This is a genomic window from Compostibacillus humi (genome assembly GCF_014637175.1).
Lineage (GTDB): Bacteria > Bacillota > Bacilli > Bacillales > Amphibacillaceae > Oceanobacillus > Oceanobacillus humi.
This window is the reverse complement of the sequence record NZ_BMEV01000017.1, coordinates 14903-28876: the sequence shown is the minus strand read 5'-3', so window position 1 is coordinate 28876 and position 13974 is coordinate 14903. Positions and strand designations below refer to the sequence as shown.

Sequence of the window (13974 nt, the reverse complement as noted above, 5' to 3'; positions counted from 1 at the left end):
AAATTTTATAATTTTTTATCATTAATTCAGCGCGTTGACTTGTTCTTCCATAAATTCATAGGTCATCGGGCCGACCTTTACCGGATGCTGGACTAATCCGTCTGTTCCGATAAAAATCGTGGTCGGATAGGCAAAAATATTGTATGCATCCCTCGCAATCCCTTCTCTATCCATCGGTATCGGAAACGTATATCCATATTCATCAATAAAATCGTACACATCCTGTTCGCTATTTTCATCCGTTGTTGAGTTAATAGCAAGAATCACGACATCATCTTTATGGGCATCGTAAAATTTTTGAATTTCCGGCATTTCTTCTTTACATGGCGGACACCAAGTTGCCCAGAAATTAACCATTACTTTTTTTCCCTTCAGATCAGAGAGTTTCACCACTTGTCCATCTATCGTTTCCATCTCAAAATCAGGCGGCACATCCCCTTCTTGCAACATTGAACTTTGAGTAGTGATATATGCCCCCTCTGTTCCGGTTTGGGAATTATCCGCAACTTCATTTTGCGGTTTTTGTTCCCAAATATTATAGATAACAATTCCAATGAGGACGATTAAAACGGATGCAGCTACAATTTTTTTTACCATTGAATTCTCTCCTTGTATAAACGTGAAGTATCTATAATTAAATTGTATTTCTTCCGAATCGTTTTGTAAAGCTGATCAGGAATTGTTCAGAAAAACGTCAGAATTAAAAAGCCCCTATACTCATTCGAAGTATAGGGACTTTGTCATATTAAGCTTCTACCGCAATTTTGCTGCGAAGAACCATCTGTAAAATACCGCCATGACGGTAGTAATCAATTTCTACGTCACTGTCAAAACGGGCAATTGCCTTGAAGATGGTTTCTTTGCCGGTTTCTTCGTCAACCGCTCTTACCGTTACTAAGTCATGCGGTTTCACATTTTCGTCAATGTCAATGTGGAAGGTTTCTTTTCCAGTCAGACCTAGCGTATCCGCATTTTCGCCTTTTTCAAATTGAAGCGGAAGTACACCCATCATGACTAAGTTTGAACGGTGAATCCGTTCAAAGCTTTCAGCGATAACAGTCTTAATGCCTAATAGGTTTGTTCCTTTCGCTGCCCAGTCACGGGAAGAGCCCATACCGTAATCTTTTCCGCCAATAACGACTAAGCCGACACCATCTTCCTGATATTTCATTGCTGCATCATAGATTGGCATAATTTCTCCAGTTGGCCAATACGTCGTATAGCCGCCTTCGGTTCCTGGAGCGATTTGGTTGCGAATGCGAATGTTGGCGAACGTTCCCCGCATCATTACTTCATGGTTACCGCGGCGGGATCCGTACGAGTTAAAGTCACGCGGCGAAACGCCTTTTTCCTGCAAATATTTGCCTGCAGGCATGTCTTTTGCAATTGCTCCCGCCGGTGAAATATGGTCTGTTGTTACGGAGTCGCCAAATTTGCCGATGACGCGCAAGTTCTCTAACGGTTTCACCGAACCTGCCTCTTTGGACAATCCTTCAAAGAATGGCGGGTTCTGAATATATGTGGAATTTTCATCCCACTCGAACAGCGGTTCATCCGTTGTTTCAATTTCATTCCATTTTTCGTTGGAGCTAAATACATTTTCGTACTCTTTGCGGAAGATTTCCGGAGTAACTACTTTTTGCACTTCGGCTTTAATTTCATCCATCGTAGGCCAAATATCTTTCAAATAAACGTCATTTCCGTCTTTATCTTTTCCGAGCGGATCTTCGGTTAAATTAATATCTACTGTTCCCGCTAATGCATAGGCAACGACTAATGGAGGTGAAGCCAAATAGTTTGCTTTCACTAGCGGATGAATGCGGCCTTCAAAGTTCCGGTTTCCGGATAAGACAGATGCAGCCAATAAATCATTTTCCTGGATTGCTTTCTCAATTTCTTCCCGCAATGGACCCGAGTTACCGATACATGTTGTACATCCGTAACCTACCAGGTTAAACCCAAGCTTGTCTAAGTAGTCTTGCAGCCCGGCATCTTCCAAATAGCGGGTAACTACTTTCGAACCAGGAGCCAATGATGTTTTCACGTATTTTGGTACTTGAAGGCCTTTTTCCACCGCCTTCTTCGCTACCAGTCCGGCACCTAACATAACGTACGGGTTAGAGGTATTTGTACAGGACGTAATTGCTGCAATCGCAATGGACCCTGTTTTCATGACCGAAGTTGTGCCGTCCGGATGTTCTACTTTTACTTCTTTATCAAATTCGGATGCATCCAAGCCAAAGCCTTGGTTTCCTTCTGGTGCAGTTACCGCTTTATTAAATTCCTCTTTCATTTTCGTTAATGGAATTAAATCTTGCGGACGTTTTGGACCCGATAAGTTTGGCTCCAATTCCGACAGGTTAATTTCGATGACATCAGTATATTCCGGATCTTTGCCGTCTGGAGAATACCATAAGTTATTTTCCTTGCAGTATGTTTCCACAAGTTTAATTTGTTCTTTGCTGCGGCCGGTTAAATCCAAGTAGTTTAGAGACTCTTCGTCAATCGGGAAGAATCCGCATGTTGCCCCATATTCCGGCGCCATGTTGGCAATCGTTGCCCGGTCTGCCAGCGGCAATTCTTTTAATGCCGGTCCAAAGTATTCAACAAACTTGCCAACTACATTTTTCTCCCGCAATACTTGCGTTACTTTTAAGGCTAAGTCAGTGGCAGTCGTACCATTTGGAAAACTGCCTGTAAATTTAACGCCGATAACTTCCGGCTGCGGAATATAAGAAGGCTGTCCAAGCATGCCCGCTTCTGCTTCAATTCCGCCGACACCCCAGCCAAGCACTCCTAGGCCGTTAATCATCGTTGTATGGGAGTCGGTACCGACTAGCGTATCAGGGTAAGCTACATATTCACCATCTTCATTTTGGACACCGTGTACAACATTAGCCAAATACTCCAAGTTTACTTGGTGTACAATACCTGTTGCCGGCGGAACGGCACGATAATTTTTAAATGCTTTTTGTGCCCAGTTTAAGAATTCATATCTTTCTCTGTTTCTCTTAAACTCTAAATCCATATTTGCTTGCAGCGCGTTTGGTGTTCCATACTGATCGACTTGAACCGAGTGGTCGATTACGAGGTCCACCGGAACTTCCGGATTAATTTCATCTGGTTTTCCGCCCATATCGACCATTGCTTTTCGGAGAGAAGCTAAGTCAACGACAGCAGGTACCCCAGTAAAGTCTTGCAAAATAACCCGGGAAGGTTTAAAAGGCACATCTACTCCTTTGCCTTCCTCTGTTCCCCATTTGACTAAAGCCTTTACATGTTCGTCCTTAATTTGTCGGCCATCATGCTGACGAACAACCGACTCTAAAAGAACACGAATGGAATAAGGAAGCCTGTCAATGCTGCCTAATCCTTTTTCTTCTAATGCTTTCAATTTGTAGTAATGATACGTTTTTCCGTTTACTTCAAACTGTCTCTTTGTTTGAAAAACATTGTCCTTCCCCATTATACTGCCCCTTTCGTTCATTTCGCCTTGTTATCAGCGAAACTTTTCTCAGATTCATAACTCTATGAATCAATTAGCGATAAAATACTATCAATTTTAATATTATAAGATTTTGGGGAATAATACAATGGGCGGACCTTTGTCAACATATATTATTATTTTATGTAAAGTTATAAGTTTTACTTATACACCAGATTGCTGTACTACTCTAATTAGTTATGTTCTATTTTCGGAAACACTAAATTGAAGGTGCTGCCTTTCGGTTCGTTTTGCTTTATTTCCAAATAGCCACCATGGGCCTCCATAATTTGCTTCGTTATCATAATGCCTAATCCGGTACCATCTTTTTTCGTCGTAAAAAACGGTTCGCCTAATTTATGCAAAATTTCTTCCGGAATACCTGGACCTTCATCGCGAATATGTATTTCCACGTGCTGATGATTGGAATGAACGTTTAATTCTACAATGCCTCTTTCGCTCATCGCTTCGATGGCGTTTTTTACTACATTAATTAGCACCTGCTTTATTTGCGAGCGATCGCAATATATTTGCTCGTTATTCGGGCAATCGTATTTGAGCTTGATATTTTTTAATTTTGCCTGCGGCTGCAGCAGCTGGATAACATCTTCAAGCATGCCGATGACATTTTCCCATTTTTTATTATCCGTCATCGGTTTCGAAATAAATAGCAGCTCGGTAGTTATCTTTTCCATTTTTTCAATCTCTTCGATCATGATTTTATAATATTCTTCTTTCCGGCTCACACCGGCTTGCAGCAACTGTAAAAAGCCCTTTATCGAGGTGAGGGGATTGCGAATTTCGTGAGCAATGCCGGCAGCAAGCTGTCCGGCAACGGACATTTTCTCCGACTGAATTAAGTATTTTTCCGTCTCCTTCCGGTACGTAATATCTTTTAATGAGGCAATATAATATACTTTGTTTCTCTCCGAATCAATAAATTTTTGTATCGTTGCCATTGTATTCATTAATTGTCCGTTGCGATGAAATAAATCGATAATAAAAAACTGCTTGTCGCAGGAATCTTCATCAAAGTTACTCAAAATATATTTCACGTTTTCCTTCGACGTTTTCCCTTGCCAGCTGGAACCGATTAATTCTTCCTTTTTATAACCGAGCAATCGCTCAACTGAACTGGAAATAAATTCAATCGTTCCATCATCATTTGTAATCAGGATTATTTCATCTAAATTTTCTTCGACCCAATCTAATAAATACAAGGGCAGTGTTAAGAAATTTGAATTCTTTTCTTCACTTTCACTTGTTTTATCAGAATTCGAAGTTTGCTTACTCCTCTCCAACCTTCGCGGGAGATTTTCAAACTTCACATTACCACCCCTATTCCAACGAGTATCATGCAGGATGGATAAGCATCCTTTGCAACATTTTTCTTCTCTATACTATATGTCGAAGGAACGGCATTTTATGCTAAATTTGTCAATTTATACTTATTTTTTGCAGTCCAGTTTAGCTTAGAAAATTTCCGGCAATCATTGTATAATAATAAGGAGTATTATATTTCTTTGTAAATAATACTATAAATTTTCTAAAAAATAAATAGATGACCTTTATTCCTCCGGCTATTTTTTTGCTGGAATATGAAAAGCAGGTGAACAGAATGGAAATATTACTAGTATTATGGGGCTCCCTTTTAGTCGGTATCATGGCAGTCGGCGGATTTTTTATGTTCCGGAAATTTCTCAAAAGCTTGCCAAAGGAAGACGGGAAATCGAAATTAGACTGGGAATTGTATTATATTGATAAAACGAAAGAAATGTGGAACGAAGAAGAAAGGGAATTTCTGGAAGAGCTGATTTCTCCAGTTCCAGAACTTTTCCGTGATGTGGCAAGACAAAGCATCGCCAGCAAAATTGGAGAAATTGCACTAAAAAAAGGAGAAAAAATCATTTCACGGGAATCATTAATCGAAGGCTATATACTGGCCAGTCCGAAAAGAGACCATAAATTTTTAAGAAAAAAATTAAAAGAGCATCATATTGATCCGCTCCAATATGAACATCTGTTTGAATTGTCCCGTAAAGACTATAAAGAAAATTGGCAGGCGAAATATAAAAAGTTACAAAAAGAAGCGTCGAATTAAATCGACGCTTCTTTTTGCATGACTAATTTCTTCAAACGTTTATACTGAATCAGCATCACTAGCCGCCATGTTACGATCATGCCAAATGCTAAAATAAAAAATATACCTGTTGTTTCCCCGACGGATATGTGGCTGCCGACGATTAGTTTGACAATTAGCCGTATGATAAGCAAACTGATCAAGATGACCGGAAATGCCTGCGAAGGCACTAAATATATTGCTTCATTTTTAACTTCAAATTTAGACGTTTTTATTAAAAAGACAGAACATATCATACCGATCAAAAATGCTTCCAAAGCCTGTATCCATTCAATCCGAAAGGCAGGAATAATAAACATCCATGAACCTGTCGCCATCATGATTGGCGGTAAAATAATTTTCTTCACAGAAGCTGGCTTTTTTGCTGCTTTTAACCGGACGACGATCCAAAAACTAGCCATCACCGCAAACAGGATGGTACTTGCAATAATCCAAAACATCAAATCACTCTTTCAATACCGAATCAGAAAGTATCAATGCGGAACTTTTACGAATTCATCGTGGATGAATCCGATTTTTTTAAGATTCGATCAATCGTTTCCAGCACACGGGATTCATCAAAAGGTTTAATAATAAAATCTTTTGCTCCGGCTTCGATAGCCTCGACAACCACTTTTTGCTGGCCCATCGCCGAACAAACAATAATATTGGCATTACTATTTATTTTCATAATTTCACGGATTGCTTCAATTCCATTCATCACCGGCATCGTGATATCCATCGTTACAATATCCGGCTGCAATTCCCTATATAATCTGACTGCTTCTTCCCCGTTCTCTGCTTCACCAACAACTTCATGGTTCCCCTTTTTGACCATCGAAGCTAGGGTTAATCGCATAAATTTGGCATCGTCTGCAATAAGTATTTTCGCCATTTACCTCACATCCCCTCAACTTTCCTCTGCTCCTAACTTTGCATTGCACAGACAGAAATAGAGTTCATTACTTTTTAGATGAACTCTACTTCATAATTAACAAAGAAAACTTTTACAATTGGTACCAGGCGCTCTTTCAAACAAACCGGCATTTCATAATTACATGTTTCCTATAGCAATCTGACAATCAATTATAGTAATCATAGATACATTATAATTTTTGCAGCATATTGCCTGCTTTAAATTAGTATATCATGGAAGAAATATCATTAAAAGCCTGAGAACCCGAAAATCCCGGCTAAAAAGGCGGTGAGCTTCGTCATCCAATCAAAAAAGAGCGCGATTCCGACAGCAATCATAACATATCCGCCGATTTTTACCAGCTGGCTGCTGTGGCGTTTAAACCAATTTAGTTTGCCGATGAAAAAGGCCATGAGCAAAAACGGAATCGAAAATCCGAGGATATAACTGATCATCATAATCATCCCGATATCCGGCTGTGTTGCTGCAAGGGACAGAACGATGGCTAATATTGGTCCGGTACAAGGCGTCCATCCTAAGGAAAAGGCCATTCCGATGATAAAGGAACCGAAAAAGCCTGCCGGCCGGTTTTTAAATTGAATTTTCCGGTCTTTCATCAGAAATTCAAAGTTAAATACACCGACAATGACGAGACCGAAGAAAATAATTAGGATGGCACCGATTTGGCGAATAATATCTTGATACGTCAGCAAAAATTCGGAAATGAAGGTAGTAATGAAACCCATCATAATAAAAATGCTGGAGAAACCGACCAGGAAGAAGGTTGTATGTAAAAGTGCCCTCTTATTTATTTTCGTATTTTCCTCATTTATTTCGCTAATACTCATTCCGGTAATATAGGATAAGAAAACCGGATATAGGGGCAAAACGCAAGGAGAAACGAAGGATAAAAATCCCGCTCCAAAGGCAAGGAATATATTTATTTCGGACATGGTTTTCCTCCTTCAATGATGTTGTCAGTCATAATACTAATCGGTCAAATGAAAACTTCATTGATTCACATCAAATTTTGCAACATTCTCTTTTATTGTATCAAAATACGCGGTAAATAAGGCAGCGGAATATGACAATTCGCCGACTATTTATAAAAAATAGTAAAACTAGTCCCTCAGTGACTAGTTTTATCTTCCTCTCTCAGGAAAGGCTATTATTTTTTATCCATTTGGTTTTGCATAGCCCGCATCATTTGATTGATTTTCTTCTGTGATGGCTTTTGGCCCATCTGCATCATCAGTGTACGTAGCATTTGCTCATTAATTGGCGGATTCTTTTTCAAGTAACTCATCATGTATCTTCTGGCTATAAAAAATCCAAGAGCAACACCAGCCAATAACGCTGCTATAGCAATTAGTACGACCCATATTATATCCATTTCAAAGCTTCCTCCTTCGTGTTGTCTCTTCTACAGTATATTAAATCAATCGCAAGAATACAATACTTCTTTGCTCTTTGAAGGATAAGAAATATTCTTCATCGGCGAAATCCACCCGTAGTTTTCGTACGTATTACCGACAACGAACAAGTACGGATGCATTTGCCGTAACAGCGGAAACAATATTTCTTCCGCATCTTGCAATGATTCACTATGGAATTTTAGTCGTTTTTCACCTATATGTAAAGAAATATATTTGTTATTTGCAAAAATATCAATGCGGCTATCTTCCCGCTCTTTCGTCAAATTTGATTTCATGCCAAACTGCTTTCGGACATAGAAATGGATTTTTTCTTTCGGAAATTCAGACGTAATATAATGATACTGTTTTTTTAGGTAGGAACGATGCTGATTATTTTCATACTCCTTAAAAAAACGGAAGAGCAGTTCACTTTTATGAAAATAGTTCCTTGCTACCTCTTCTTTAAGCCAATAGACGGAATAGATAACCATCTTCCAAACCTCCCTTTCTCCAATCATACAAGAAAGAGAATGAAAATATTGTCGATACTTCAGCGAAAATGGCCACTACTTTTGTCGAATTTTATCCTTGTCAGAAGAGAAAGGGAGTAAATCATCATGAAAAGAAGAACGATGCAGTGAAAAAGATGGCCCTTAATCGAGCCATCTTTTTCATTATTTCAGTAATGATTCTACATGCTGTACAACGTTGTCTACGGTAAAGCCATATTCTTCCATGACCTTTTCCCCGTTGGCAGAGGCGCCAAAGGTGTCAATGCCGATTACAGCTCCTTCCAGGCCTACATATTTATGCCAGCCTAGAGTTGCACCCATTTCGATGGCCACTCGTTTCGTTACTTCTTTCGGCAAAATTTGATTTTTATATTCTTCGTCTTGGGCATTGAAACGATCCCAGGACGGCATGCTGACAACACGCACATCAATGTCTTTTTCTTTTAACGCAGCTTGCGCTTTCATTGCTAGCTGTACCTCCGAGCCTGTTGCAAGAAGAATCGCATCTGGCACCTCTTTTGTCGAATCGCTAATTATATATGCGCCCTTCTTCACGCCTTCATACGCATGCTCTTTTGTACCAGGCAGCGTTGGCAAGTTTTGTCTCGTTAATACTAATGCAGTTGGAGTATCTTTTGACTCTAACGCCAATCTCCATGCTGCTTGTGTTTCATTTCCGTCTGCTGGACGAATGAGGGATAGTCCCGGCATCGCCCGTAATGATGCCAACTGTTCAATCGGCTCATGGGTAGGGCCGTCTTCCCCGACCGCAATGGAATCATGAGTAAATACATAAGTTACAGGCATCTTCATTAGTGCAGCCAAACGAATGGACGGACGCAAGTAATCACTAAAGACAAAGAATGTTCCGCCATAAACTTTTAACCCGCCGTGAAGTGCCATTCCATTGAGGGCTGCACCCATCGCATGTTCCCTGACACCGAACCAAATATTTCTTCCCGCGTAATCGTTGCGTGAAAAATCTCCTGCATCTTTCATATATGTTTTATTTGAACCCGCCAAATCTGCACTGCCGCCAAAAAAGTTCGGAACGGCCATACTGATGGCATTGATAACTTCGCCGGAGGATGCTCTTGTCGCAAGGGATGTATCCGGTTCGTAGACTGGAAGATTTTCATCCCATCCTTGCGGCAGTTCCCCTTTCACTGCCCGATCAAATTGTTCTGCCAGTTCAGGATACTTTTTACGATATGATGCTAGCAATTCATTCCATTCTGCTTCTTTTTTCTTGCCCTTCGTCACGATTTTTTCTTCGAAGTCTTTATATACTTCTTCAGGAACATGAAAATCATCGTGTGACCATTGGTAAAATTCTTTCGTCAGTTTTACTTCATCCGCACCGAGCGGAGCTCCGTGGGATGCTGCCGAAGCAGATTTATTCGGAGAGCCATATCCAATTATAGTACGCACTTCAATTAATGTCGGCTGGTCCTCATTTTCCTTTGCCGTCTGAATCGCCTTGCGGATTTCATCCAAATTATTTCCGTCTTCTACACGCAGCACTTGCCAGCCGTATGCTTCAAATCGTTTCCTCGTATCATCGGAGAATGACAGATTTAATTCACCATCAAGGGAAATATCGTTGGAATCATATAGGGCAATTAATTTGCCAAGCCACAAATGTCCTGCAAGGGATGCCGCTTCATGGGAAATCCCCTCCATTAAATCGCCGTCACTGACGAGGGCATACGTGTAATGATCGACAACGGCCAAATCTTCTTTATTAAATTTTGCCGCCAAGTGGGCTTCAGCCATGGCCATGCCTACTGCCATCGCAATCCCTTGCCCTAAAGGTCCTGTCGTTGCTTCTACCCCATCCGTATGATGTACTTCCGGATGTCCCGGCGTTTTGGAACCCCATTGGCGAAATTCTTTTATGTCTTCCATCGTCACATCATAGCCGGACAAATGAAGCAAACTATAAAGAAGCATGGAGCCGTGGCCGGCAGACAAAACGAATCGGTCCCGGTTAAACCATTTCGAGTTCTTCGGATTATGATTCATAAAATCTGTCCATAACGTATAAGCCATCGGTGCGGCCCCCATCGGCAATCCAGGATGACCCGAATTTGCTTTCTCAATGGCATCAATCGATAGCGTACGGATCGTATTGACGGATAATTGTTCAATATTTGTTGTCATTTCGTTTCTCCTTTCAATCATATGTATATCTTATCTTTCCCTATTCTATATGGATTCATGAATTGGCACAAGTAATTAGTTTACCGAATAAACAAACTATGTTTCTATTTCTTTTTCTTCGCTTCTTTTTGTTGCAACTCCCTCACCTTGGCGGGAGTCACGTCATTGCCCCGCGGATCAATGACCGTCATCGTCTTCAGCTGATTTTTAAAAGATGAACGGACATTGCTTAAATATTCTTCTCGCAGCCTTTGCTGTTCCTTTTGCTCCGCAGTTGTCAGTCCAGTTTCTTTCGCTTTTTTTGCCAGTTCGTTAATACGGTTTAACTTATCTTTTGATAGCATTTTTTATCCCTTCATATCGTTCTAATATAGAAAATGCAAGGATATTTTTCCTTGCATTTCCATGTTACTATATGCACACACTAAGTTTCAAGCTTCAGTGTGTTCTTTAAATCTCCTATGAACCGTAGCCTTCGACACCTTATAGCCCATCCCGTTTAAAATTGCTGTGATTTCTGCAAAAGTCAGATTGTTCTTCCTGAGGCGGACGACTTCCTCAATCGGAAATTCCATCCGTTTCCTTCCTGGTGCAAGGTGTTGATTTGCCAAATTTTGCTGCGGCTTGTACCCTTCTCGAACCGCCTTCTTCATCCCTCGGGAAATTTTAGCATTTTGCAATTTTCGCTGAAATTCTTCTACAATGCTGACGATTTCCAGTACCATGGAATCCGACTCGGATAATTGCAATTCTCCGTCATGGTAAACCGTATAGATTGGTATCCCCATTTTTTGCAGCTGGCGAAATAGGGCAATTTTCGTGTTGCCCCTTCCCAATCTTGTCTCGTCCTGAATGAGCAGACAATCTGCCAATCCATCGGAAAAGTCACCAAGCATTTGAAATATTCCTTCCCGGTCTATCTCATATCCGCTTGCTTGTTCTTCGATCGTGCGGAATACCTCAATACGATGTCTTTCCGCCAGCTGGTAAAGTTCTTCTTTTTGTCTTCGCAGCGACGATTCCTGGGCCATTTTATCTGTACTGACACGGCAATATATTATTGCTTTCACATTTGAGTCCACCTTTAAATAACTCTCTTAATTGACAATGATAAGGGAAGTGTATAGAAAACATAATGTTAGTAGAAAAGAGATAAAGTAAAAAAGATCCGTTTTCGTCAATTTTCCAAACATTTGATTGACCCTCCTCAAAAACAGAACTTTTGTTCGCGTTATATATACTATCTCACGAACATATGCTCTTGTCAACTGTTTTTTCGAACGAATGTTTGCTTGCTATATCAGAAAATGGTAAACTATTAGTAAATCCTATGTGTGAGGTGTTTGATAGATGACAAAACTTTCAAACAGACAGCAAATGATTCTTGATTTCATAAAAGAAGAAGTAGAAAAAAAAGGATATCCTCCATCTGTTCGTGAAATTGCCATGGCTGTCGGTTTGGCATCCAGCTCAACGGTCCACGGCCATTTAGAAAGACTGGAAAATAAAGGATACATACGAAGAGACCCAACAAAACCCCGGGCAATTGAAATATTGGAAACTGGGGAAGAACAAATACCAAAAGAAAAACCTCGTTATGCTCCTGTAATCGGAAAAGTAACGGCAGGAATTCCGATTACTGCAGTGGAAAATATTGAGGAATATATTCCGATTCCGAGTTCTGCTGCCCATCCGGACGATAATCTTTTTGTGCTTGTCATCGATGGGGACAGTATGATTGAAGCCGGAATTTTTGACAGAGATATGGTCATTGTCAAACAGCAAAATACAGCAAATAACGGGGATATCGTCGTTGCCATGACAGAAGATAACGAGGCAACAGTGAAACGATTTTTTAAAGAAGAAGGATACATACGACTGCAGCCGGAAAATGCGACAATGGAGCCGTTAATCTATGAAAATGTTACGATTTTAGGAAAGGTAATCGGGTTATACCGCAATATTATTTAATTTTTTATACAAAAAAAGGAGAAGGTAGTTTGATGTACCTTCTCCTTTTTTAATTTAATAGAAACTCATATACTGTTCTCTTTCCCACGGATGGACTTGGGTGCGAAACATATCCCATTCAATTTCTTTAGCTTCCATAAAGTTTTCGAACAAATGTTTCCCAAGTGCATCCACGATTACTTGATCCTCTTTCAACAAGTTTAATGCTTCCATTAATGTAGTCGGCAAACTGTGAATCCCATTTTCTTCCCTTTCTTCCTTTGACATGACATAAATATTGCGGTTCACCGCATCCGGCGGGGTCATCTTGTTTCGAATGCCGTCCAGCCCGGCTGCGAGCAATACCGATAAAGCCATATACGGATTTGCGGAAGGGTCCACACTTCGCACTTCCAGCCGGGTGCTTAGCCCCCGGGAGTTAGGAATACGCAGCAACGGGCTGCGGTTCGATGCGGACCAGGCGACGTAGGACGGGGCTTCATAGCCCGGCACGAGCCGTTTATAGGAATTGACAGTCGGATTTGTAACCGCCGTAAAATTGGTTGCATGGCGGATGATGCCTGCCATAAACTGATAAGCTGTTTCGCTTAGCTGCAGTTCTCCGTTCGGGTCAAAAAAGGCATTATTCCCGTTTTTAAATAAGGACATATTTACATGCATCCCGGAACCATTGACACCAAACAATGGCTTTGGCATAAAGGTAGCATGCAAATTATGTTTCCTTGCGATTGTTTTCACAACGAGCTTAAACGTTTGAATATCGTCTGCATGTTTTACCGCATCCGAATATTTAAAATCGATTTCGTGCTGCCCCGGTGCTCCTTCGTGGTGGGACGCTTCAATTTCAAATCCCATCTCTTCTAATTCGAGGACGATATCCCGGCGGCAATTTTCTCCTAAATCCGTCGGAGCCAGATCAAAGTAGCCGCCCTGATCATTTAAATCCAGAGTAGGGTTTCCGTTTTCATCCAATTTGAAGAGGAAAAATTCCGGTTCCGTACCGATGTTAAAAGCATCAAATCCCATTTCTTCCATCGCTTTTAAGTTCCGTTTCAGATTATACCGCGGACAGCCTTCGAATGGCGTGCCATCCGTCTTATAAATATCACAAATAAAGCGGGCAACTTTGCCTTTTTCCGATGTCCACGGAAAGATGACGAACGTATCCAGATCCGGATGTAAGTACATATCCGATTCTTCAATCCGGACAAATCCTTCAATGGAAGAACCGTCGAACATCATTTTGTTGTCTAATGCTTTTTCCAGCTGGCTAAGGGGAATTTCGACATTCTTTATCGTTCCTAACATATCTGTAAATTGCAGCCGGATAAACTTTACATTATGTTCGTTAATATGCCGTACAACTTCTTCTCTCGTGTACTTCGGCATTCATT

14 protein-coding genes are annotated in these 13974 nt (G+C 40.7%); 2 read left to right on the top strand and 12 right to left on the bottom strand.

All coding sequences use genetic code 11. The features are described 5' to 3' along the window. Positions 1–21 precede the first annotated feature (21 nt). The 3 genes from IEV18_RS06170 to IEV18_RS06160 all read right to left on the bottom strand — a co-directional run bounded on the left by IEV18_RS06170 (position 22) and on the right by IEV18_RS06160 (position 4812). Positions 22–597 (bottom strand): TlpA family protein disulfide reductase, encoded by a 576-nt coding sequence (locus tag IEV18_RS06170; protein ID WP_188391512.1) that lies wholly within the window; start codon positions 595–597, stop codon positions 22–24. Positions 598–745: 148 nt separating this feature from the next. Beyond that, a complete protein-coding gene (acnA, locus tag IEV18_RS06165; protein ID WP_188391511.1) occupies positions 746–3466 on the bottom strand; it encodes an aconitate hydratase AcnA in 2721 nt (906 codons plus the stop codon). Positions 3467–3678: 212 nt separating this feature from the next. Then, entirely contained in the window at positions 3679–4812 is a 1134-nt protein-coding gene (locus IEV18_RS06160) for an ATP-binding protein (protein ID WP_229733559.1), read from the bottom strand. Positions 4813–5102: 290 nt separating this feature from the next. On the opposite strand from IEV18_RS06160, the gene IEV18_RS06155 reads away from it, so the two are divergent. After that, positions 5103–5585, top strand: a complete 483-nt coding sequence (locus IEV18_RS06155) for a DUF2621 family protein (RefSeq protein WP_188391510.1) — start codon at positions 5103–5105, stop codon at positions 5583–5585. On the opposite strand, the gene IEV18_RS06150 is transcribed toward IEV18_RS06155, so the two are convergent. From IEV18_RS06150 to IEV18_RS06115, 8 genes are all read right to left on the bottom strand, one after another. Next, positions 5582–6064: a CcdC family protein gene (locus tag IEV18_RS06150; RefSeq protein ID WP_188391509.1), complete on the bottom strand. Its 483-nt coding sequence runs from the start codon at positions 6062–6064 to the stop codon at positions 5582–5584. The genes IEV18_RS06155 and IEV18_RS06150 overlap by 4 nt on opposite strands. Positions 6065–6111: 47 nt before the next feature. Further along, a complete protein-coding gene (locus IEV18_RS06145; protein ID WP_188391508.1) occupies positions 6112–6498 on the bottom strand; it encodes a response regulator in 387 nt (128 codons plus the stop codon). Positions 6499–6767: 269 nt separating this feature from the next. After that, positions 6768–7472: a cytochrome c biogenesis CcdA family protein gene (locus tag IEV18_RS06140; protein WP_188391507.1), complete on the bottom strand. Its 705-nt coding sequence runs from the start codon at positions 7470–7472 to the stop codon at positions 6768–6770. Between the two features lie 215 nt (positions 7473–7687). After that, a complete protein-coding gene (locus IEV18_RS06135; RefSeq protein WP_188391506.1) occupies positions 7688–7912 on the bottom strand; it encodes a YneF family protein in 225 nt (74 codons plus the stop codon). A 45-nt stretch (positions 7913–7957) separates the two neighbouring features. After that, positions 7958–8425 (bottom strand): sporulation inhibitor of replication protein SirA, encoded by a 468-nt coding sequence (sirA, locus tag IEV18_RS06130; protein WP_188391505.1) that lies wholly within the window; start codon positions 8423–8425, stop codon positions 7958–7960. A 183-nt stretch (positions 8426–8608) separates the two neighbouring features. Beyond that, complete coding sequence (gene tkt / locus IEV18_RS06125; RefSeq protein WP_188391504.1) at positions 8609–10609, bottom strand: transketolase; 2001 nt, start codon at positions 10607–10609, stop codon at positions 8609–8611. 104 nt (positions 10610–10713) lie between these two features. Continuing rightward, a complete protein-coding gene (locus IEV18_RS06120) occupies positions 10714–10953 on the bottom strand; it encodes a DUF896 domain-containing protein (RefSeq protein ID WP_188391503.1) in 240 nt (79 codons plus the stop codon). 87 nt (positions 10954–11040) lie between these two features. Beyond that, on the bottom strand, positions 11041–11679 hold the full coding sequence (locus tag IEV18_RS06115) for a YneB family resolvase-like protein (RefSeq protein ID WP_188391502.1): 639 nt from the start codon (positions 11677–11679) through the stop codon (positions 11041–11043). A 280-nt stretch (positions 11680–11959) separates the two neighbouring features. On the opposite strand from IEV18_RS06115, the gene lexA reads away from it, so the two are divergent. Then, entirely contained in the window at positions 11960–12580 is a 621-nt protein-coding gene (lexA, locus tag IEV18_RS06110; protein ID WP_188391501.1) for a transcriptional repressor LexA, read from the top strand. Positions 12581–12634: 54 nt separating this feature from the next. Here the strand turns inward: lexA and glnA are convergent, their stop codons facing one another. Continuing rightward, positions 12635–13969 (bottom strand): type I glutamate--ammonia ligase, encoded by a 1335-nt coding sequence (gene glnA / locus IEV18_RS06105; RefSeq protein WP_188391500.1) that lies wholly within the window; start codon positions 13967–13969, stop codon positions 12635–12637. Positions 13970–13974: the final 5 nt, after the last annotated feature.

Coding starts and splice junctions, on each gene's coding strand:
- IEV18_RS06170 (WP_188391512.1), bottom strand. CDS start 597: ATGGTAAAAAAAATTGTAGCTGCATCCGTTTTAATCGTCCTCATTGGA.
- acnA (WP_188391511.1), bottom strand. CDS start 3,466: ATGGGGAAGGACAATGTTTTTCAAACAAAGAGACAGTTTGAAGTAAAC.
- IEV18_RS06155 (WP_188391510.1), top strand. CDS start 5,103: ATGGAAATATTACTAGTATTATGGGGCTCCCTTTTAGTCGGTATCATG.
- IEV18_RS06150 (WP_188391509.1), bottom strand. CDS start 6,064: ATGTTTTGGATTATTGCAAGTACCATCCTGTTTGCGGTGATGGCTAGT.
- IEV18_RS06145 (WP_188391508.1), bottom strand. CDS start 6,498: ATGGCGAAAATACTTATTGCAGACGATGCCAAATTTATGCGATTAACC.
- IEV18_RS06140 (WP_188391507.1), bottom strand. CDS start 7,472: ATGTCCGAAATAAATATATTCCTTGCCTTTGGAGCGGGATTTTTATCC.
- IEV18_RS06135 (WP_188391506.1), bottom strand. CDS start 7,912: ATGGATATAATATGGGTCGTACTAATTGCTATAGCAGCGTTATTGGCT.
- sirA (WP_188391505.1), bottom strand. CDS start 8,425: ATGGTTATCTATTCCGTCTATTGGCTTAAAGAAGAGGTAGCAAGGAAC.
- tkt (WP_188391504.1), bottom strand. CDS start 10,609: ATGACAACAAATATTGAACAATTATCCGTCAATACGATCCGTACGCTA.
- IEV18_RS06120 (WP_188391503.1), bottom strand. CDS start 10,953: ATGCTATCAAAAGATAAGTTAAACCGTATTAACGAACTGGCAAAAAAA.
- lexA (WP_188391501.1), top strand. CDS start 11,960: ATGACAAAACTTTCAAACAGACAGCAAATGATTCTTGATTTCATAAAA.
- glnA (WP_188391500.1), bottom strand. CDS start 13,969: ATGCCGAAGTACACGAGAGAAGAAGTTGTACGGCATATTAACGAACAT.